This window comes from Streptomyces sp. NPDC050504, assembly GCF_044458065.1.
Classification (GTDB): domain Bacteria; phylum Actinomycetota; class Actinomycetes; order Streptomycetales; family Streptomycetaceae; genus Streptomyces.
The window spans coordinates 680,496-701,716 of sequence record NZ_JBITHO010000002.1 but is presented as its reverse complement, the minus strand read 5'-3'; the positions used below and the strand labels follow the sequence as shown (position 1 = coordinate 701,716).

The following is a 21,221-nucleotide window of genomic DNA, read 5'->3' as shown; positions in this document are numbered from 1 at the left end:
TGCCCCACAAGTGCGCGGGGCAGGGCCGGAGTTCGTGCCGAGGAAAGGACTAGCCGCCGATGACGACGCGGCGGACGCCCTCCCAGCGGGCCGGGTCCGTGGTGCGGCGGCCGTCGACCAGGACGGTCACGTCGGGCAGGTCCGAGGAGGCGAGCTCCTTGTACTCGACGTGGTCGGCCTGGAGGATCGCGGCGGTGACGGTCTCGCCCCGGTGGGGGGCGAGGCCGTGCGCGGCCAGCTCCTCGTCCGTGTACATCGGGTCCGAGACGAACGGCACCGCGCCGCGCGCCTTCAGGGCCTCGACGGTGCCGAAGACGCCGGAGAACGCGGTCTCCTTGACGCCGCCGCGGTAGGCGGCGCCCAGCACGAGCACGTTCACGTCCTTGAGGTCGCCGTAGGCGGCGGCCAGCAGGTCGACAGCGTACTCGGGCATCGCGGCGTTGGCCTCGCGGGCCGAGCGCACGACGGTCGCCTCCGGGTCGTTCCACAGGTACATCCGCGGGTAGATCGGGATGCAGTGGCCGCCGACGGCGATGCCGGGCTGGTGGATGTGGCTGTAGGGCTGCGAGTTGCAGGCCTCGATGACCTTCAGGACGTCGATGTCGTTCTGGTCGGCGAAGCGGGCGAACTGGTTCGCCAGGCCGATGTTGACGTCGCGGTAGGTGGTCTCGGCGAGCTTCGCCAGCTCGGAGGCCTCGGCGGTGCCCAGGTCCCACACGCCGTTGGCGCGCGGCAGGTCCTCGCGCTCGTCGAAGTCCAGGACCTTCTCGTAGAACTCCACGCCCGCCTCGGCGGACGCCTCGTCGATGCCGCCGACGAGCTTGGGGTAGCGGCGCAGGTCGGCGAAGACGCGGCCGGTGAGGACCCGCTCCGGCGAGAAGACCAGGTGGAAGTCCTGGCCCGCGGTGAGGCCGGAGCCCTTCTCCAGCATCGGCGCCCAGCGGGTGCGGGTGGTGCCGACCGGGAGGGTGGTCTCGTACGAGACGAGGGTGCCGGGCTTCAGGCCCTTGGCGATCGCCTCGGTGGCGTTGTCCATCCAGCCGAAGTCCGGGGTGCCCTCGGCGTCCACGAAGAGCGGGACGACGACCACGACGGCGTCGGACTGGGCGACGGCGGCCGCGGTGTCGGTCGTCGCGGACAGCAGCCCGGCGTCGACGGTCTCCTTCAGCAGGCGGTCGAGGTCGAACTCGCCGGGGAAGGGCTCGGTGCCGGCGTTGACCAGCTCGACGACCTTCTCGTTGACGTCGGCGCCGATGACCTTGTGGCCCTTGGCGGCGAACTGGACGGCGAGCGGCAGGCCGATCTTGCCGAGCGCGACTACACAGATATTCATCGGGTCAGTTTCCTCTTTACACGGGACAGCAGTGTGCGGACGCGCCTGCCCGTACCGGGCTCGGGCCCCCACAGGGGCGCCGTCGTGATGACCAGGCGTCCCTTGGAGTTGGAGTTGGCGGAGATGCGGTACGGGATGGTCTCGCGCCAGCGCCTGGCCAGCGGGAGCGGGACCCCGCGGGTGGGCACCGGGATCTCGTACGTCGAGCCCGCCACGTCCAGGTAGACGCGGACGCCGAGCTTGACGCTGCGGGGCTGGACGGGGATGCGGGCGAGCAGGACCGTGGAGGACCCGTCCGCCTCGCTGCCGAACTCGCCCACGGGAGCGGGGAGTTCGCTGCCGGCGGGCAGGCGGCGCCCGCCGGGCTTGTCGGCGCTCTTGGGCATGGCCTTGTCGGCGAGCCTGAGCACGGCCGACCCGGTCTCGCCGGCCACCCCGACCCGTACCGAGAGGGAGACGGCCATCTTCTCGCCGTCCTGGTCCCAGTCGGCCGAGACCAGCGAGGTGCCCTCGGCGAGCGCCGTGTGGGCCGGTTCGCCGATCAGCTCGAAGGTGCGGTCGGGCAGGCCGAGCAGCGGATCGCGGAAGCCGGGGTAGCGGGCGTACGCCCGGCCGTCCTCCAGGAGGAGCGGCGCCTCGCCCATCCGGATCGCCTCGCCGAGCTTGTCGACGGCGCCCAGCCGCGCGAGCGCGATGCGCACCCGCCGCTTGACGTCCATGGCGTCGCGCAGGGTCTCGGTGAAGTAGGCGTCGGCCAGTTCCGCTATGCCCGCGCAGATCTCGGTCTGCGTACGGCGCTCCAGGTCCAGGAAGTCGTCCTGGACGAGCTTGGCCAGCTCCCAGGTGAAGTGGCGCACCAGGACGTGGTCGCGGCCGGGGCCCGGCTCGATGAGCTCCGCGGCGTGGTGCATGATCCGCGCGGTGCACTGGAGCCGGGAGAGGTGGTCGGCGCGGTACGTGATGTTGCTGGCGTCGCCGCGCTTGACCGCGTAGTAGAACGTGTAGTCGCCCAGGACCGAGATCTTCGCGGCGCGCACGCACGCCTCGATCGTGAACGGCTGGTCGGAGCCGACCGGCAGGTCCTCGGGGAAGCGCAGGTGGTGCTTCTCGACCAGGTCGCGCCGGAACAGCTTGGTGTTGGCCAGGGCGTAGGGCAGGTCGGACGTGTAGAGGTCGATGTCCGGCTTGTTGCCCTTGTACAGCTTCTGGCGCACGTAGCGGCCGTTCGTACCGACCATCTTGCCGACGACGACATCGCTGCCGTGCTCGTCGGCGCAGGCCACCATCCGCTCCAGCGCCTCTTTGCCGAGGTAGTCGTCGGAGCCGATGAAGTACACGTAACGGCCGGTGGCCACCTCCAGGGCCCGGTTGCTGGGAGCAGCCGGGCCGCCGGAGTTGGCCTGATGGATCACCTTGACGGTGTCCGGGTACTTTTCCGCGAAGCGGTCGAGTTCCCGGCCACTGTCGTCGGTCGAGCCGTCGTCGACGGCCACGACTTCCAGCCTGTCACGCCCGATGCTCTGGTTCACCAGCGAGTTCAGACACTCGGTGAGGTACGGCATCGTGTTGTAGACGGCTACGACAACGGTGACATCGGGTGTGGTCAACTGGCCACGCCCTCCGCATCAAGTCGCACGGTCTGTCCGCTGTCGGCCGACGCGATGACGGCTTCGGCGACCTCGACCGTGCGCAGACCCTGGCGGAGCGTGCAGATGTCGTCGGACTTGCCCAGTACGGCGTCCCGGAACAGCTCGTGCTCGACGAGGAGCGGCTCGCGCTTCGGGATGGCGTACCGGATCATGTCGCCCTCGGAGACGCCGCGGAAGGCCCGCAGGGCCTCCCACTCGGTCGCGACGGCGGCGTTGGAGTAGAAGGTCAGGTCGGCGGTGAGGGTGTCCGCGATGAAGCAGCCCTTCTCGCCGGTGACCGAGGTGAACCGCTCCTTGAGCGGGCTCAGCCAGTTGACCAGGTGGTTGACCATGGTGCCGTCGGAGAGCTGGCCCACGGCGGACACCATGTCCTCGTGCGGGCGGCCGCTCTTGTGGACGGTGTGCGCGGCGATGGAGCGGTACTCCTGGCCGGTCACCCACGCGGTGAGGTCGATGTCGTGCGTGGCGAGGTCCTTGACCACGCCGACGTCGGCGATGCGGTGCGGGAAGGGGCCCTGGCGGCGGGTGACGACCTGGAAGACGTCGCCCAGCTCACCGGCCTCCAGGCGGGTGCGCAGCGAGCGCAGCGCGGGGTTGCAGCGCTCGATGTGGCCGACGCCCGCGGTCAGGCCGCGGGACTCGAACGCCTCGACGAGGCGGCGGGCGCCCTCGACGGTGGAGGCGACGGGCTTCTCGATGAGCGCGCCGATCCCGGCGTCGGCGAGCTTGAGGCCGACCTCCTCGTGGAGGTGGGTCGGGCAGGCGACGACCGCGTAGTCGACGCCGGCCTCGATGAGCTCCTCGACGGTGGAGAGCACGGGCGCGCCGTTGGCCGCGCCGAACTTGTCGCCCATCGGGTCGACGACGCCGACCAGCTGGACGCCGTCCAGGCCCGCGAGCACGCGCGCGTGGTGGCGGCCCATGGAGCCCAGGCCGACCAGTCCCGCCCGCAGCACTGCCTCGGTCACAGGTTCTCTCCCAGCTCGTTCACGGCGGCGACGATGCGCTCCAGGTCGCCCTGGCTCAACGACGGGTGCACCGGAAGCGACACGACCTCGGCGGCGGCGCGCTCGGTGACCGGCAGGTCCCAGTTGCGCCCGGCCTTCTGGTCCGGCTCCCAGTACGGCTTGAGCCGGTGGATCGGGGTCGGGTAGTACACGGCGTTGCCGATGCCGGCCTCGGTGAGCCCGGCCATCATGGCGTCGCGGGCCTCGGCGCCGCCCCGCACGCGGATCGTGTACTGGTGGTAGATGTGGCGCGCGCCCTCGGCGACGATCGGCGTCACGACGTTCGGCGCGGTGATGTTCGCGGAGAGGTACGCGGCGTTGGCGATGCGCTGCTCGGTCCAGCCGCCGACCTTGGCGAGCTGGACGCGGCCGATCGCGGCGTTGACGTCCGTCATGCGCATGTTGGCGCCGACGATCTCGTTGGCGTACCGCTGCTCCATGCCCTGGTTGCGCAGCAGGCGCAGGGTGCGGGCGATCTCGGCGTCACCGGTGGAGATCATGCCGCCTTCGAGGCTGTGCATGTTCTTCGTCGGGTAGAAGCTGAACGTGCCGCCGGTGCCGAACGCGCCGACCGGGGTGCCGTTCAGGGCCGCGGCGTGGGCCTGGCAGGCGTCCTCGACGACCGCGAGCTTGTGCTTGTCGGCGATGGCCATGATCTTGTCCATGGCGGCCGGGTTGCCGTAGATGTGCACCGGCATGATCGCGGCGGTGCGCGGGGTGATCGCGGCCTCGACGGCGGCCGGGTCCAGGTTGAAGCTGTCCTCCTCGACGTCGGCGAAGACGACGTCGGCGCCGACGAGGCGGACCGCGTTGGCGGAGGCCGCGAAGGAGAAGGACGGGACGATGACCTCGTCACCCGGGCCGATGCCCATGGCCATCAGAAGCAGGTGCAGCGCGGAGGTACCGGAGTTGACGGCGACGCAGTGGCGTCCCGCGACCAGCTCGGAGAACTCCTCCTCGAAGCCCGCTACTTCCGGGCCCTGCACGACGCGGCCGGTGCGCAGCACCCGTACCGCGGCCTCGATCTCTTCTTCACCGATGATCGGGCGGGCAGCGGGGATGGGCTGCTGCTCGTTGCTCGGCATTGGACGTCCTCCTTGAACACCGCAAGAGCTCTATGTGGCAGAGGTCAGGGGCGCGGACGTCGCATGAGGCCGCCGCGGACCCCTCCGGCGCAGTGCCGACGCCCTACCGAGGAATCTGGGACCGGTTTGTGTCCCTGTAACCGGACCGGTCGCCGACCGCACAGTCTCCGGGTGGAGAGCGAGGACGGCAGCGACCGCCGTCACATTATCAGGAATTTCTTTGTCAATTTCGGGGGTGTTAAGGGCCCTCCGCATCGATTCCGAAACAGAATCTGTGCCCCGCCCTAGCTTATCCAGGACGGGGCACAGATTGTTCAGCGGTCGCTCACCGAGCGTTCCGCCGATGTGCTTCAGCTCTCGTCGGAACCGGCCGACGCGGCCTTGGCGGAGACCGCCGCCGACTTCTGTTCGGCCGCCGCGGTCTTCTTGGCGGCCGTCTTCTTGGTGGCCGCCTTCTTGGCCGTCGTCTTCTTCGCGGCGGTCTTCTTGGCGGCGGTCGTCTTGGCCGCCGCGGTCTTGGCGGTGGCCGTCTTCTTGGTGGCCGCCTTCTTGGCCGTGGCCTTCTTGGCGGTCTTGCGGGCCGCCTTCTTGGCCGCCGGGGCCGCCTCGGCCTCGGGGGCGTCGGTGGCCTCCGCCGCCGGAGCGGACTCGGCCTTCGGCTCCTCGGCCGCGGGCTCCTCGGCCTTCGGCGCGGAGTCGACCACGATGACCGCGGCCTCACCGCCGCCGGCGGGCGAGCTGGCCGGAGCAGTCACCTTACGAGTGACACGGCGACGGCCGCGCGACGGCGCCGCCTCGACCACGGGGGCCTCGGGCTCGGCCTCGACCACGGGCGCCGGAGCCTCGGCCGCCTCGGCGACAGGAGCCGCCTGGGCCTCGGCAACAGGAGCCGCCTCGGCGACGGGAGCCGTCTGGGCCTCCTCGACCGGAGCCGGGGAACCGGCGGGGGCGGTCGCCTTGCGGGTCGCCCGACGGCGGGTCCGCTTGGGCGCGGCGTCGGCCTCGGGAGCCTCGGCCACCACGGGGTCCTCCACCGCGACGGGCTCCGCCGCGGGCTCGGCCACCGGGACGACGGCCGGAGCGGGCGCGGCCTCGACGACGGGCGCCGCGGTCTCCACCACGGCCTCCGCCTCCGCCGCGACCTCCTCGGCCACCGGCTTCGGCGCGCCCGCGGGGGCGGTCGCCTTGCGGGTGGCGCGACGACGGCCCCTGCCGCGCGTGGCGGCGGCCTCGGCCTCGGCCGGGCTGGAGTAGAACTCCTCGTCCGGCGCGACCGGCTCTTCGAGCGCCTTGGGCTCGGCCACCTCGGCGGCGACCTCCGCCTCGGTCTCGTACTGCTCCTGCGCGTCGTGCTCGTGGGCGTGGTCGTGCTCGCCCGCGCCCTTGCCGCGCTTCTTGGCGCGCTTGCCGTTGCCGCCGCCGGTGACGGCGGGCTGCTCCATGTGCACGATGACGCCGCGGCCGTTGCAGTGGACGCAGGTCTCGGAGAACGACTCCAGCAGGCCCTGGCCCACCCGCTTGCGGGTCATCTGGACCAGGCCGAGCGAGGTGACCTCGGCCACCTGGTGCTTCGTGCGGTCCCGGCCCAGGCATTCGAGCAGGCGCCGCAGCACCAGGTCGCGGTTGGACTCCAGCACCATGTCGATGAAGTCGATCACGACGATGCCGCCGAGGTCGCGCAGCCGCAGCTGGCGCACGATCTCCTCGGCCGCCTCCAGGTTGTTCCTGGTGACGGTCTCTTCGAGGTTGCCGCCCTGGCCGGTGAACTTGCCGGTGTTGACGTCGACGACGATCATCGCCTCGGTCTTGTCGATCACCAGCGAGCCGCCCGAGGGCAGCCAGACCTTGCGGTCCAGCGCCTTCATCAGCTGCTCGTCGATGCGGTACGTGGCGAAGACGTCGACCTCGCTCGTCCACTTGGAGAGCCGGTCCGCGAGGTCGGGCGCCACGTGGTTGACGTAGCCGTGGATGGTCTCCCACGCCTCGTCACCGCTGACGATGACCTTGGAGAAGTCCTCGTTGAAGATGTCGCGGACGACCCGGACGGTCATGTCCGGCTCGCCGTACAGCAGGCTCGGCGACGAGGTCGAGATCTGCTTGGACTTCTTCTGGATGTCCTCCCACTGCGCCTGGAGCCGCTCGACGTCGCGGCGCAGCTCGTCCTCGCTCGCGCCCTCGGCGGCGGTGCGCACGATGACGCCCGCGTCCTCGGGGACGATCTTCTTGAGGATGGTCTTCAGCCGCGCCCGCTCGGTGTCGGGGAGCTTGCGGCTGATGCCGGTCATCGAGCCCTCGGGGACGTACACGAGGTAGCGGCCCGGCAGCGAGACCTGGCTGGTGAGGCGGGCGCCCTTGTGGCCGATCGGGTCCTTCGTCACCTGGACGAGGACGGACTGGCCGGACTTGAGCGCGGACTCGATGCGGCGCGGCCCGTGGGCCATGCCGAGCGCCTCGAAGTTGACCTCGCCCGCGTACAGGACGGCGTTGCGGCCCTTGCCGATGTCGACGAAGGCGGCCTCCATCGACGGCAGGACGTTCTGCACCTTGCCCAGGTACACGTTGCCGACGTAGGAGGTCGACTGCTCCTTGTTGACGTAGTGCTCGACGAGGATGTTGTCCTCGAGGACGCCGATCTGGGTGCGCTCGCCGCTCTGGCGGACGACCATCACGCGCTCGACGGCCTCGCGGCGCGCCAGGAACTCCGCCTCGGTGATGATCGGCACGCGGCGGCGGCCCTGCTCGCGGCCCTCGCGGCGGCGCTGCTTCTTGGCCTCCATGCGGGTCGAGCCCTTGATGGACTGGACCTCGTCGAAGCCGGTGCCGGCCTCTTCCTTCTTGCGGGGCTCGCGGACCTTGACGACCGTGCGCTCGGGGTCGTCGGAGCCCGACTCGCCGTCCACGGCGGCGTCACCGCTGCGGCGGCGACGGCGACGGCGGCGACGGCTGCTGCTCGTGCCGGCCGAGGTGGCGTCGTCGGTGGCCTCGTCGCCGTGGTCGCCCTCGGCGTCGTCGCTCTCGTCGGCGTCGTCGTCCTCGGCCCGGACCTCGCCGGACTCGTCCGCGTCCACGGCATCGCCGCGGCGGCGGCGACGGCCACCGCGACGGCGGCGGCGCGAGGGACGGTCGCCGTACTCGTCGTCCTGGTCGTTGCCCTCGGCGTCCACGGCGTCGGCGTCGGCGGGCTCGGTCTCGGCACCGGCGTCCGCGTCGGCGGTCTCGACGGCGACGGGCTCGACGGCGGCGGTCTCGACGGCCACCGGGGCGGCCTCGGCCTGCTCGGCGGGCTCGCCGCGGCGCCGACGACGGCGGCGACCGCCGCCCGTACCGGCCTCGACGACGTCGGCGACGGTGACCGTGACGGTCTCCTCGACCTCCTCGGCCTCCTCCTCTTCGAGCACCGGCTCCACGCGCGCGGCAGCGGCAGCGGCGGCGGCAGCGGTCTCCGGCGTCTGGAACATCGGCTCGGTGAAGACCGGGGCCTGGAAGACGGCGACGGCGGGACGGGCGGCCCTGCGGCGCGTACGGCCGCCCCGCTCCTCCTCGGCGTCGGACTTCGCGGCCTGCTCCTGGCCCGCGCCCCGGCTGAACTCCGGAGTGCCGGCGGGCGCGGCGGCCCTGCGGCGGGTACGGCCGCGCGGGGCGGCGTCGGCGACGGGCTCGGCCTGCTCGGTCTCGGCGGCCTTCTCCGTCCCGGCCTTCGCGGCCTTGCGGCTCCGCGCGGTCTTCGCGGCCTTGGCGGGCTTCTCGGCCTTCTCCGCGGCGAGCTCGTCGGCGACGGCCTCGGGCAGGCTCTCGCCCGCCGCCGCTGCCGCCTCGTCGTCCTCGGTGGACTCGACGGACACCGCGGACGCGGCGGTGTCGGCGGACGCGGCCGTCTCCGTGACGGACGTCACCTCCGCCGGGGCGGGCGCACCCGCGGGCGAGGTGGCCTTGCGGGTGGCGCGGCGGCGGACGCGGCCCTTGGGCGCGTCATCGGCCGGGGCCTCGTCGGCGACGGGCACGGCCACCGGCTCGGCGACCTGCTCGGCCGGGGCGTCGGCGCTCTGGGGCGCGCCCGCGGGGGCGGTGGCCTTGCGGGTGGCGCGGCGACGGGCACGCGGCGGAGCGGCGTCGGCGACGGGCTCGGCGGCGGCCTCGGCCGCGGCGGGGGCGGGCGCGTCGGCGGCCTCGGCCTCGACCGTGATCGCGGTCCCGGCTGCCTTCGGCGGACCCGCGGGCGAGGTGGCCTTGCGGGTGGCGCGGCGGCGCGGGCGCGCCGGGGCGGCCTCGTCGGCGGCATCGGCGGCCGGTATGGCCGGAGCGGCGGCCTCGGGCTCGGGGGCCGCGGCGGCGGCGCCGGTCACCGGCGGGCCCGCGGGGCGGGAAGCGGCACGGCGACGGCGGCGCGGCGGCAGCTTGTCGCCGGGGCCTTCCTGCGGTGCGTGGACGCTCTGTTCGTTCTCGTTGTCGAGCATGCGGGCGGTTCTCCCGTCACGCTCCCGGGCGCCGCGCCTGGTTCCGGTCCGGCGGCGCTTCCCCGCGTACGGATACGCGGGGGCCGCTGTCCGGGGCGCGGGCGCCGCACGGGAGCTGATGTCTGGCTCGCCGGTTCCGTACGCGGTATTGCGTACGGCCTGGCGAAAGTCTCCTGGTCAGTGCGCTGCCCGACCCAGGTGGCTCCCGGATACGAGGGCTGCGCCAACAACGACTGCCCTACGCGGACGCCGCCCCTTCGGGCGCCTTCGCGGCGGCGGCCGCGGCTGCTGTGGGTGAAGCTGCCTCGGTCGCCTCGCGGTCGGGCGCGAGCGGGTCGGTCACCGTGCCGGACTCCTCGTCGAAGAGCCCCTGCGCCAGCCTGGTCACCGCTGCGGGGACCGGCGGCGCCAGGTCGGCCACAGCTCGGAGACCGGACAGGACGTCGTCGGGTCGTACGGCAGGTGTCAGATGCCGAACAACCAGGCGCAGTATCGCACAGGCCCCGACGCCCGGCCTATCAGCTGCGGATTCCGCTGCCCACAGGTCGGCGACGGCACCCCGGCAGTCGAAGGTGCGGATGCCGTTCTTGGTCTTGCGCTGGACCTCGACGGCCTCGGCCGCGAGGAACGTCGACACGGCCTTCTCGGCGTCCTCGACGGGCACGCCTTCGAGGCGCAGCTCCCAGACGGAGGCCTGGAGGCGGTCGGCGAGTCCCGACGTGCGCGCCTCGACGGCGTCGACGATGTCGAGCCCGGTGGGCAGCGACTCGTCGAGCAGGGCCCGCAGGGTCTCGGGGTCGCGGCTCGCGGTGAGCGCGATCTCCAGGTACTCGGCCTCGGAGCCGGTACCGGTGGGGGCGGCGTTGGCGTACGACACCTTGGGGTGCGGGGTGAAGCCGGCCGAGTAGGCCATGGGCACCTCGGCACGCCGCAGGGCGCGCTCGAACGCGCGCTGGAAGTCACGGTGGCTGGTGAACCGGAGGCGGCCGCGCTTGGTGTAGCGCAGTCGGATGCGCTGCACCGCAGGTGCGGGCGGCGGGCCTTCGGGCTGTCGCTTGCCCAGGGGTTCTTCTCCTCGGTGCGGGGCGGGCGCGGTGGCGCGCCGCCCTCGAAACTGGTGACCGTCCCTGGGGGTGCCGCCCGGCTCGCACCTGCTCGCGCAGGGAGATCTCGGGTGCGGGCGCCGCGCCTGGGACAGTGGCTCTACCACCCAGAGTACGCGCCTCGGCCCGTCGCGGTTCCACGGGCACCGCCTGCCGGGGTCCTTTGACGAGTGCGTGCCGGGCGTCGCGGCGGGGCCGGACAGGTGAACTCTCCGACGGGCCCGGCGCGTTCCCGCCGCCTCCCCGAACGCCGCTGGCCCCTTCCCCGAGCGGGAAGGGGCCAGCGGTCCGGGACGCGAACGGGCGGTTAGTGGGCGTGACCGCTCGTGGCGGGCGCCGGGGCCGCGTTCTTGACCGTCAGCGGGAGCAGCTTCTTGCCCGTGGGGCCGATCTGGATGGACGTGTCCATCTGGGGGCACACGCCGCAGTCGAAGCACGGGGTCCAGCGGCAGTCGTCGACCTCGGTCTCGTCGAGGGCGTCCTGCCAGTCCTCCCAGAGCCAGTCCTTGTCGAGACCGGAGTCGAGGTGGTCCCAGGGCAGGACCTCCTCGTAGGTGCGCTCACGGGTGGTGTACCAGTCGACGTCCACGCCGAAGGAGGGCAGCGCCTTCTCGGCGCAGGCCATCCAGCGGTCGTAGCTGAAGTGCTCGCGCCAGCCGTCGAAGCGGCCGCCGTCCTCGTAGACCGCGCGGATGACGGAGCCGACGCGGCGGTCGCCGCGCGAGAGCAGGCCCTCGACGATGCCGGGCTTGCCGTCGTGGTAGCGGAAGCCGATGGAGCGGCCGTACTTCTTGTCGCCGCGGATCTTGTCGCGCAGCTTCTCCAGACGGGCGTCGGTCTCCTCGGCGGAGAGCTGCGGGGCCCACTGGAAGGGGGTGTGCGGCTTGGGCACGAAGCCGCCGATCGACACCGTGCAGCGGATGTCGTTCTGGCCGGAGACCTCGCGGCCCTTGGCGATCACGTTGACCGCCATGTCGCCGATCTGGAGGACGTCCTCGTCGGTCTCGGTGGGCAGGCCGCACATGAAGTACAGCTTGACCTGGCGCCAGCCGTTGCCGTACGCGGTGGCGACGGTGCGGATCAGGTCTTCTTCGCTGACCATCTTGTTGATGACCTTGCGCATGCGCTCGCTGCCGCCCTCGGGGGCGAAGGTGAGGCCCGAGCGGCGGCCGTTGCGGGTCAGCTCGTTGGCGAGGTCGACGTTGAAGGCGTCCACGCGGGTGGACGGCAGCGAGAGGCCGATCTTGTCCTCTTCGTACCGGTCCGCGAGGCCCTTGGCGATGTCGCCGATCTCGGTGTGGTCGGCGCTCGACAGCGAGAGCAGGCCGACCTCCTCGAAGCCCGTCGCCTTGAGGCCCTTGTCCACCATCTCGCCGATGCCGGTGATGCTTCGCTCCCGCACGGGGCGCGTGATCATGCCGGCCTGGCAGAAGCGGCAGCCGCGGGTGCAGCCGCGGAAGATCTCGACGGACATGCGCTCGTGGACGGTCTCCGCGAGCGGGACGAGGGGCTGCTTGGGGTAGGGCCACTCGTCGAGGTCCATGACGGTGTGCTTGGACACGCGCCACGGCACGCCGGACTTGTTGGGCACGACGCGGCCGATGCGGCCGTCGGGCAGGTACTCGACGTCGTAGAACGCCGGGATGTAGACGCTGCCGGTCCTCGCGAGGCGGAAGAGCACTTCCTCGCGCCCGCCGGGGCGGCCCTCGGCCTTCCAGCCGCGGATGATCTCGGTCATGTCGAGCACGGCCTGCTCGCCGTCGCCGATGATCGCCGCGTCGATGAAGTCCGCGATCGGCTCGGGGTTGAAGGCCGCGTGGCCGCCCGCGAGGACGATCGGGTCGTCGAGCCCGCGGTCCTTGGACTCCAGCGGGATGCCCGCGAGGTCCAGGGCCGTGAGCATGTTGGTGTAGCCCAGCTCGGTGGAGAAGCTGAGCCCGAAGACGTCGAAGGCGCCCACGGGACGGTGCGTGTCCACGGTGAACTGCGGCACCGCGTGCTCGCGCATCAGCGCTTCGAGGTCGGGCCAGACGCTGTACGTGCGCTCGGCGAGGACGCCCTCGCGCTCGTTCAGTACCTCGTAGAGGATCATGACGCCCTGGTTGGGCAGGCCCACCTCGTACGCGTCGGGGTACATGAGCGCCCAGCGGACGTCGCACTCGTCCCACGGCTTGACGGTGGAGTTCAGCTCTCCGCCCACGTACTGGATGGGCTTCTGCACATGCGGGAGCAGCGCTTCGAGCTGTGGGAAGACCGATTCGGCAGACATCTCCGGACCTTCGTGGCTGACGGGGGGACGACTATTCAGCGTAACCCGGTCGAGCGCCGTCCCTTGCATCGCGCGGTGCGGCGGGGGCCGTGGGCGTCGTCCGCCCGGTGGCCGGCCCGCCCTCGGGGCCGGTGGGACGCGCGGCGCGTGCCCCGCTCTCGCGCGGTTCCCCGCGCCCCTGACGGGGCGCCCGTGCGGAACGTGCCGGGTACGGCGGACCGCCCAGGAGCGCGGGGAACCGCGCGACCGGCCCACCACCCGGCCCGCAGGGCACCAGCCGCCCCTGACCCCCTCAGAGGCGCGCCCCGCGCGCGCCCTCCCAGACTTCCGGCAGCTCACGCTCCCGCTCCGCCGCCGCGCGCTCCTCCCGCCCGTACAGCAGCCCCCAGGTGAACGCCGACTCCCCCGCCGCGTGCGCCTGGACCGCCAGCCCCCGCAGCGCCTCGCGCGCCACCACGCTGTCCTGGTGGTCGCCCAGCACCTGCTGGACGGACTTCATCGCCTTGGCGAACCCCTTCGCGGGCCCGCCGAGCGCGGCCCGCGCCGCCTCCCCCGCGTACCGCGCGCGCTTCGCGGCCTTGCGGGCGTCGTGCAGGGCGAGGTCCCGCTCCTGGCCCGGCGACAGGGCCAGCGCGTGCTCGACGCGGCCCGCGAGCCGCTCGTAGTCGCGCACGACGGCCTTCGTCAGGGTCTTCTCCGGCGCCCCGGACGCGCCCCGCAGCAGCGGCGGGTCCGCGAGCAGCGCGTCCAGCGCCCGCAGGATCTCCAGGTACCGCTTGCTGTCGAGCACCGCGACCGTCCTGCGGCGCGAGCCCGAGCGCCGGGCGGTGGACCAGATCCGCAGGCGGCCCCTGACCGGGCCGAGCAGCAGGGTGCGGGGCAGCTCCGCGACCCGGCCCCGGAGCCGCGCGGTCAGCACCTCCTGGTCCCGGTCCACGCCCAGCTCGCCCGCGAGCCACTTCAGCTCCTCGCCCAGCGGGTCGGTGACGCCCCGGTCGAGGACCTTCTCGTACGTGCGGAAGGCGCTGCGCAGCCTGCGGGTGGCGACGCGCATCTGGTGGACGGAGTCGGGCAGGTCGCGGCGGACGGCGGGGTCCAGCTCGGTCAGGGCGGCGACCTGCTCGGCGAGGTAGGCGACGACGTGGTCGCCGGCGGTGCGGGGCCGCCCGGCGCGGCGCACGCGCGGCACGGGGTGCAGCCCGGTCTCGTGGAGCGCGCGGCCCAGTTTGGACTCGGAGCCCGAGGGCCGTACGCCCGCCTTGCGCAGCCGCTTCTCGACGCGGTCGAGGAACGCGGGGTCGACGTCGTCGGCCAGCTCGACCTCGATCTCGGTCCAGGAGGCGGCCCCGTCGGCGGCGTCCGGGGCCGCGAGGTTCTCGGCGCGCACGGTGTCCAGGCTCAGCTCGGCCAGCAGCCTGCCGTCCTCGTCGACGAGGTGGCGGACGTCGCGCGAGGAGCGCAGCCGCATGACGGGGACGACCTCGTCGCCGAGCAGCCGGGAGCGGACGAGTCCGGCGAGGCCGCGCGGCAGGGTGGTGCCGAGGGGGGCGCGCACCTCGTCGCGCACGCCGGGGGCGACGGGGAGCTTGAGGTGCCAGCCCGCGTCGGCGCCGCCGGTTCTGCGGCGCAGGGTGATGGAGTCGGCGGCGAGGCGCAGGCCCGCCGTGTCGTAGTAGGTCGCGTCCAGGTCGACGACGCCCTTGTCGACGACGGACGCGACCCCGGCCACCTTGGTGAGGTCGGGCAGCCGGGTCGCGGTGTTGGCTTCGTATTTCCGCTCGATCTCGCGCTTCGTCTCCGCCATGACGTGAATCTAGACGGCCGGAGGGCGGATGTGCAGGGGTCAGGCCGCTATCGGTCGCTGCACCCTGATCGACTGGAGCAGTCCGATCGCCACCCATACGGCGAACATCGAGGAGCCGCCGTAGCTGACGAAGGGCAGGGGCAGTCCCGCGACCGGCATGATGCCGAGCGTCATGCCGATGTTCTCGAACGCCTGGAAGGCGAACCAGGCGATGATCCCGGCGGCGACGACCGTGCCGTACAGCTCGGTGGTCTCGCGGGCGATGCGGCAGGCGCGCCACAGGACGACGCCGAGGAGCACCAGGATGAGGCCCGCGCCGAGGAAGCCCAGCTCCTCGCCCGCGACGGTGAAGACGAAGTCGGTCTGCTGTTCGGGGACGAACTGTCCGGTGGTCTGGGAGCCCTTGAAGAGTCCGGTGCCGGTCAGTCCGCCGGAGCCGATCGCGATGCGCGCCTGGTTGGTGTTGTAGCCGACGCCCGCCGGGTCGAGCTCGGGGTTGGCGAAGGCGGCGAAGCGGTTGATCTGGTACTCGTCGAGGAGGCCGAGGACCGTGACGAGCACCGCGCCGAGCACGCCCGCGCCGATCAGGCCGAGCACCCAGCGGTTGGAGGCGCCGGAGGCCAGCAGCACGCCGAGCACGATCATCGCTATCACCATGACCGAGCCGAGGTCCGGCATCAGCATGATGATCGCTATGGGCAGCGCGGCCAGGCCGAGCGACTTGGCCACCGTGCGGTGGTCGGGGTGGAGCTGGTCGCCCGCGTCGACCCGGGCGGCGAGCAGCATCGCCATCCCGAGGATGATCGTGATCTTGGTGAACTCGGAGGGCTGGAGGGAGAACCCGCCGCCGACCACGATCCACGCGTGCGCGCCGTTGATGGTCGCGCCGAGCGGGGTGAGGACCGTGAGGACCAGCAGGACCGAGAGTCCGTAGAGGATCGGCACCGCGCCGCGCAGGGTGCGGTGGCCGAGCCAGATCGTGCCGATCATCAGCGCGAGGCCGATGCCGGTGTTGAGGACGTGGCGGAAGAGGAAGTAGTACGGGTCGCCGTTGTTGAGCGTGTCGCGGTTCCTGGTCGCCGACCAGACGAGCAGCGCGCCGATGCCCGAGAGGGCGAGCGCCGAGGCGAGCAGCGGCCAGTCGAGCCTGCGCAGCGTGGAGTCGCGGGCGGTCAGCCGGGACCAGGAGGAGCGCTGGGGGGCGTAGCGCGAGACGGAGAATCCGCCGGCCATCAGTCACGCCTCCAGGTGGGTGGGGGTCCGGCCAGGGGCTGGTTGCCGCCCTGCTTCTCGGGGACCTGCTGGCTCTTGGGGTCGTACGGCTTGATGACCGGGGCGTCGATCGAGCCGTCGGCCTCGATCGTCGGCAGGGCCTTCTGCGGCCGCGGCAGCAGGGCGCGCTTGAGGTCCTGGTTGCCCGCGTCGTCGAGGCCGTAGAGGGCGTCGTAGATGTTGCGCACCGCGGGGCCGGACGCGCCGGAGCCCGTACCGCCCTGGGAGATCGTCATGACGATCGAGTAGTCCTTGGTGTAGGTGGCGAACCAGGAGGTCGTCTGCTTGCCGTAGACCTCGGCCGTACCCGTCTTGGCGTGCATCGGGATCTTCTCCTGCGGCCAGCCGCCGAAGCGCCAGGCGGCGGTGCCGCGGGTGGCGACGCCCGCGAGCGCTTCCTCTATCAGGTCGTGGGTGGCCTCGTTCATCGGCAGCCTGCCGTGCGACGTGGGCGCGATCTCCCTGACCTTCTTGCCGTCGGCGCTGACGATCGCCTTGCCGACCGTGGGGTTGTAGAGGGTGCCGCCGTTGGAGATGGCGGCGTAGATGGTGGCCATCTGGATGGGGGTGACGAGGGTGTCGCCCTGGCCGATGGAGTAGTTGACGGAGTCACCGGCGCGCATCTTCATGCCTTCGAGGCAGTTCTCGTACGCGATCTTCTCGACGTAGTCGCCGTCCTTCTTGCCCTGCTTGCACCAGCCGTCCTTGTTGGCCTCCCAGAACCGCTCCTTCCACTGGCGGTCGGGGACGCGGCCCGAGACCTCGTTGGGGAGGTCGATGCCGGTCTCCTTGCCGAGGCCGAACTGGTGGGCGGTCTTGTAGAACCAGTCCTTGGCGTCCTTCTTCGGCTTGTTGCCGCCGTCCTTCTGCCACTGCTGGTGGGCCAGCGCGTAGTAGACGGTGTCGCAGGAGACTTCGAGGGCCCCGCCGAGGGTGATGTTGCCGTGGCCCTGGGACTCGAAGTTCTTGAAGACCTGGCCGCCGATGGAGTACGAGGAGGGGCAGGGGTAGCGGCCGTTGAAGTCGTACCCGGCGTTGACGGCGGCGGCCGTCGGGATGACCTTGAAGATCGAGCCGGGGGCCGCCTGGCCCTGGATGGCGCGGTTGAGCAGCGGGTAGTTGGAGCTCTTGCCGGTGAGCTTGGCGTAGTCCTTGCCGGAGATGCCGCCGACCCAGGCGTTGGGGTCGTAGTTGGGCAGCGAGGCCATGGCGACGACGCGGCCGGTCTTCGCCTCCATGACGACGACGGCGCCGGAGTCGGCCTTGTAGTTGCGGCCCGTGTTGTCGTCGAACTCGTCGCGGGCCTTCTTCATGGCCTGGTTCAGCTCGTACTCGGCGACGGCCTGGACGCGGGCGTCGATGGAGGTGACGAGGTTGGCGCCGGGCTCGGCCTTGTCGCTGGCGGCCTCGCCGAGCACGCGGCCGAGGTTGTCGACCTCGTAGCGGGTGACGCCCGCCTTGCCGCGCAGCTGCTTGTCGTAGGTGCGCTCCAGGCCCGAGCGGCCGACCTGGTCGGAGCGGAGGTAGGGCGAGTCGGTGTGCTGGGCCTTGGTGATCTCGTCGTCGGTGACGGGCGAGAGGTAGCCGAGCACCTGGGCGGTGTTGGCCTTGCCGGGCGCGGTGTAGCGGCGCACGGCGGTGGGCTCGGCGGTGATGCCGGGGAAGTCCTCGGCGCGCTCGCGGATCTGCAGGGCCTGCTGGGTGGTGGCCTCGTCGGTGACGGGGATCGGCTGGTAGGGCGAGCCGTTCCAGCAGGGCTGCGGGGTCTTGGAGTCGCAGAGGCGGACCTTGTCCATGACCTCCTTGGGCGTCAGCCCGAGCACCCCGGCGAGCCGGGTGAGGACGCCCTTGCCGTCGTCCTTCATCTTCATCAGCTCGGTGCGGGAGGCCGAGACGACGAGCTGGGTGTGGTTGTCGGCGAGCGGCACGCCCCTGGCGTCCAGGATGGAGCCCCGGACGGCGGGCTGGACGACCTGCTGGACGTGGTTGTTCTTGGCCTCGTCGGTGTACTCCTGGCCGTTGCGGATCTGGAGGTACCACAGGCGTCCGCCGAGCGTGAGCAGCAGCGAGAAGACCAGCACCTGGATGATCACGAGCCGGATCCGGACGCGGGGCGTCCGGCCCGTCTCGGGGATGTTGCTCACAGGCGCTTCACTCCCTTGATGCGTCCGACGCGGGACTTGGCGGTCTTCACGCGCATCCCGCCGCGCTGGCTGCCGATGCGCAGCCCGGTGCCGGAGGCGGAGAGCCAGCGGGACGACACGTCGACATCGCCGCTGGTGTCGGCGAGCGGGTCGTTCTCGGTGCGTCTGGCCAGCGCCATGATCAGCGGCACCGTGAAGGGCGCCAGCAGCAGGTCGTAGACGGCCGCGGTGAGCAGCAGCGAGCCGATGCCGACGTGCCGGGCGGCGGTGTCGCCGACGAGGGCGCCGACGAGGGCGTAGAGCAGGGTGGAGCCGATGGCGGCGGCCACGACCACGGCCATGGGGCCCGTCGCGGACTTGAGCCGGCCGTTCTCGGGGCGGACGAGTCCGGCGAGGTAGCCGATGACGCAGAGGACCAGCGCGTAGCGGCCCGCGGCGTGGTCGGCGGGCGGGGCGAGGTCGGCGAGGAGTCCCGCGCCGAATCCGATGAGGGCGCCGCCGACGTGCCCGTACACGAAGGCGAGGCCGAGGACGACCAGCAGGAGCAGGTCGGGTACGGCGCCGGGGAGTTGGAGGCGGGCGAGCACGGACACCTGGATGACCAGGGCGACCACGACGAGGGCCGTGGAGAGCAGCATCCGGTTGAAGCGCATGACGGCGGATCAGCTCCTACTGCTGGTCGTTCCGGCCGAACCGGTCTTCGGGCTCGGGCGTCACCGTGACCGTGACGGTCGGTGCGGGCTTCGGCTTGGCGGGCTTGGGCGGCAGGACGGAGTCGCGGGGGTTCTCGCGGGGGGCCTGGACGACGACGCCGACGATGTCGAGCTTGGTGAAGCCGACGTACGGGCGGACGTAGATGTCGCGGGTGAGCGCGCCGCCCGAGGGGTCGACGCGGACGACCTCGCCGACGGGGACGCCGGGCACGAACGGCCTGCCGTTCTGCGAGCCGAAGGTGACCAGCCGGTCGCCCGGCTTCACCTTGGCCTTGCCGTTGAGCATCTCCACGGAGAGCGGCCGGTCGCCCTGGCCGGTGGCGAAGCCGAGTTCGTCGGTCTTCTCCATGCGCGTGCCGACGGTGAAGTCGGGGTCGTTGGCGAGCAGGACGGTGGCGGTCGAAGGGCCGACGGTGGTGACCCGGCCGACGAGCCCTTCGCCGTTGATGACGGTCATGTCGCGCTTGATGCCGTCGGCGGAGCCCGCGTCGATGGTGACGGTCCAGGAGAAGCCCTGGGCCGCTCCTATGGCGACGACCTCGGCGGCCTTGATCTCGTACTGCCCCGCGCCGGCCTTCTGGAGCATGGAGTCGAGCGCGCGGACCCGGCTGCGGTTGCGGTCGTCGCTGCCGAGCTTCGCCTTGAGGGCGGCGTTCTCGCGTTCGAGCCCGGCGATGCGGTCGTGGCGCTCGCCGGAGTCGCGTACGGCACCGACGGCGTTGCCGATCGGGTCCACGGCGGCCGCGACGCCGTTCTCGACGGGGCCGAAGACGGTGGCGGCGGCCTGCCTGGCGCCGTCGACCGGTGACTCCTCCCCGCCTCGGATGTCCACCGTGATCAGTGCGAACGCGATGGCGATCAGCAGCACCAGGAGCAGCCGGCTCTCTCGTGTGTCCCTCACGTGCGGCGGCCGTGCCTTCCTCGTAGGAATTTCTCGGTCTGTACGTCTGTGTGTGTCGGTGCGCACGCGGGCGCACGTCCCTGTATGTCAACGATCCGCCGTACGGGTTGGCAGCCCCGTACGGCGGATCGAATGCGCGCGTTATCTGCGGGGCTGGGCGTCCAGCACCTGCTGGAGCGCCTCGAACTCCTCGACGCACTTGCCGGAGCCGAGCGCGACGGAGTCCAGCGGGTCCTCGGCGATGTGGATCGGCATGCCGGTCTCGCGGCGCAGCCGCTCGTCGAGGCCGCGCAGCAGGGCGCCGCCGCCGGTGAGGACGATGCCGCGGTCCATGACGTCGCCGGACAGCTCCGGCGGGCACTTGTCGAGCGTGGTCTTCACCGCGTCGACGATGGCGTTGACCGGCTCCTCGATGGCCTTGCGGACCTCGGCGGCGGAGATCACGACGGTCTTGGGCAGCCCGGAGACCAGGTCGCGGCCGCGGATCTCGGTGTGCTCGTCCTGGTCCATGTCGTACGCGGAGCCGATCGTGATCTTGATCTGCTCGGCGGTGCGCTCACCGAGGAGGAGGCTGTACTCCTTCTTGATGTGCTGGATGATCGCGTTGTCCAGCTCGTCGCCCGCGACGCGGATGGACTGGGCGGTGACGATGCCGCCGAGCGAGATCACGGCGACCTCGGTGGTGCCGCCGCCGATGTCCACGACCATGTTGCCGGTCGCCTCGTGGACCGGGAGCCCGGAGCCGATCGCGGCCGCCATGGGCTCCTCGATGATGTGCACCTGACGGGCGCCTGCCTGGGTGGACGCCTCGATGACCGCGCGGCGCTCGACGCCGGTGATGCCGGAGGGCACGCAGACGACGACGCGCGGGCGGGCCAGGTAACGGCGCTTGTGGATCTTCAGGATGAAGTAGCGGAGCATCCGCTCGGTGATCTCGAAGTCGGCGATCACGCCGTCCTTGAGCGGACGCACGGCGACGATGTTGCCGGGCGTGCGCCCGATCATCTTCTTCGCCTCGGAACCGACGGCGAGAATGCCGCCGGTGTTGGTGTTGATGGCGACGACGGACGGTTCGTTGAGGACGATCCCGCGACCCCTGACGTACACCAGCGTGTTGGCGGTCCCGAGGTCGACAGCCATGTCACGGCCGATGAACGACATTGAGTTCCTGTTCCCCATAAGGATGCGTCGGGCCTTCCAAGTGAAGCGGTAATGGCTTGTTTGGCAGGCGATGTGGGTGTCTTGGAGCGTCTTGGACCGAGTGTCGCGGACCTGTGCGGCCCGGTCCGGACCGGAGGCTTCCATCGTAGTGCCGCCTGCGCGACCACGCGCGAGGGTCCTCCGCCATTGTGGGCGGAACAGGTACCCGTTCCACTAGTGGTGACGTTGTGTCGGGGGGATGCGTTCCCGACTTCGGCATCCATATGCCGAAGGGCGACCGAATTAATTCGGTCGCCCCAGGGTGGCCGACGCTATTCGGCTGACGT

At 71.7% G+C, this 21,221-nt stretch carries 13 protein-coding genes; all 13 read right to left on the bottom strand.

Going from position 1 to position 21,221, the window contains the following annotated elements:
* Positions 1–49: 49 nt before the first annotated feature.
* Positions 50–1,333, bottom strand: coding sequence for a nucleotide sugar dehydrogenase (locus ACIBNE_RS08955; RefSeq protein ID WP_399270786.1), 1,284 nt, complete (start codon positions 1,331–1,333; stop codon positions 50–52).
* Positions 1,330–2,940 (bottom strand): glycosyltransferase family 2 protein, encoded by a 1,611-nt coding sequence (locus ACIBNE_RS08950; protein WP_399270785.1) that lies wholly within the window; start codon positions 2,938–2,940, stop codon positions 1,330–1,332. Before ACIBNE_RS08950 ends, ACIBNE_RS08955 begins: the two co-directional genes overlap by 4 nt.
* Positions 2,937–3,950 carry a Gfo/Idh/MocA family protein gene (locus ACIBNE_RS08945; RefSeq protein ID WP_399270784.1) on the bottom strand — a complete coding sequence of 338 codons (1,014 nt, stop codon included), beginning with the start codon at positions 3,948–3,950 and terminating at the stop codon, positions 2,937–2,939. The genes ACIBNE_RS08950 and ACIBNE_RS08945 overlap by 4 nt, the downstream gene beginning before the upstream one ends.
* Positions 3,947–5,074 (bottom strand): DegT/DnrJ/EryC1/StrS family aminotransferase, encoded by a 1,128-nt coding sequence (locus ACIBNE_RS08940; RefSeq protein ID WP_399270783.1) that lies wholly within the window; start codon positions 5,072–5,074, stop codon positions 3,947–3,949. Before ACIBNE_RS08940 ends, ACIBNE_RS08945 begins: the two co-directional genes overlap by 4 nt.
* A gap of 350 nt (positions 5,075–5,424) precedes the next feature.
* Positions 5,425–9,528, bottom strand: coding sequence for a ribonuclease E/G (locus ACIBNE_RS08935; RefSeq protein ID WP_399270782.1), 4,104 nt, complete (start codon positions 9,526–9,528; stop codon positions 5,425–5,427).
* 238 nt (positions 9,529–9,766) lie between these two features.
* Entirely contained in the window at positions 9,767–10,549 is a 783-nt protein-coding gene (locus ACIBNE_RS08930) for a TIGR03936 family radical SAM-associated protein (protein ID WP_399270781.1), read from the bottom strand.
* Between the two features lie 389 nt (positions 10,550–10,938).
* Positions 10,939–12,900: a TIGR03960 family B12-binding radical SAM protein gene (locus tag ACIBNE_RS08925; RefSeq protein ID WP_399270780.1), complete on the bottom strand. Its 1,962-nt coding sequence runs from the start codon at positions 12,898–12,900 to the stop codon at positions 10,939–10,941.
* A 292-nt stretch (positions 12,901–13,192) separates the two neighbouring features.
* A complete protein-coding gene (locus tag ACIBNE_RS08920; RefSeq protein ID WP_399270779.1) occupies positions 13,193–14,704 on the bottom strand; it encodes a CHAD domain-containing protein in 1,512 nt (503 codons plus the stop codon).
* 39 nt (positions 14,705–14,743) lie between these two features.
* Entirely contained in the window at positions 14,744–15,937 is a 1,194-nt protein-coding gene (gene rodA / locus ACIBNE_RS08915) for a rod shape-determining protein RodA (protein ID WP_399270778.1), read from the bottom strand.
* Positions 15,937–18,120, bottom strand: a complete 2,184-nt coding sequence (gene mrdA, locus ACIBNE_RS08910) for a penicillin-binding protein 2 (RefSeq protein ID WP_399270777.1) — start codon at positions 18,118–18,120, stop codon at positions 15,937–15,939. The genes rodA and mrdA overlap by 1 nt, the downstream gene beginning before the upstream one ends.
* A complete protein-coding gene (gene mreD / locus ACIBNE_RS08905) occupies positions 18,117–18,773 on the bottom strand; it encodes a rod shape-determining protein MreD (protein ID WP_399270776.1) in 657 nt (218 codons plus the stop codon). Before mreD ends, mrdA begins: the two co-directional genes overlap by 4 nt.
* A gap of 16 nt (positions 18,774–18,789) precedes the next feature.
* On the bottom strand, positions 18,790–19,734 hold the full coding sequence (mreC, locus tag ACIBNE_RS08900) for a rod shape-determining protein MreC (protein WP_399270775.1): 945 nt from the start codon (positions 19,732–19,734) through the stop codon (positions 18,790–18,792).
* Positions 19,735–19,875: 141 nt separating this feature from the next.
* Entirely contained in the window at positions 19,876–20,895 is a 1,020-nt protein-coding gene (locus ACIBNE_RS08895) for a rod shape-determining protein (protein WP_399270774.1), read from the bottom strand.
* Positions 20,896–21,221 lie beyond the last annotated feature (326 nt).

What these genes read in the sequence shown, in the direction of transcription:
- ACIBNE_RS08955 (WP_399270786.1), bottom strand. Translation starts at nt 1,333, where the DNA reads ATGAATATCTGTGTAGTCGCGCTCGGCAAGATCGGCCTGCCGCTCGCC.
- ACIBNE_RS08940 (WP_399270783.1), bottom strand. Translation starts at nt 5,074, where the DNA reads ATGCCGAGCAACGAGCAGCAGCCCATCCCCGCTGCCCGCCCGATCATC.
- ACIBNE_RS08935 (WP_399270782.1), bottom strand. Translation starts at nt 9,528, where the DNA reads ATGCTCGACAACGAGAACGAACAGAGCGTCCACGCACCGCAGGAAGGC.
- ACIBNE_RS08925 (WP_399270780.1), bottom strand. Translation starts at nt 12,900, where the DNA reads ATGTCTGCCGAATCGGTCTTCCCACAGCTCGAAGCGCTGCTCCCGCAT.
- ACIBNE_RS08920 (WP_399270779.1), bottom strand. Translation starts at nt 14,704, where the DNA reads ATGGCGGAGACGAAGCGCGAGATCGAGCGGAAATACGAAGCCAACACC.
- rodA (WP_399270778.1), bottom strand. Translation starts at nt 15,937, where the DNA reads ATGGCCGGCGGATTCTCCGTCTCGCGCTACGCCCCCCAGCGCTCCTCC.
- mreD (WP_399270776.1), bottom strand. Translation starts at nt 18,773, where the DNA reads ATGCGCTTCAACCGGATGCTGCTCTCCACGGCCCTCGTCGTGGTCGCC.
- ACIBNE_RS08895 (WP_399270774.1), bottom strand. Translation starts at nt 20,895, where the DNA reads ATGTCGTTCATCGGCCGTGACATGGCTGTCGACCTCGGGACCGCCAAC.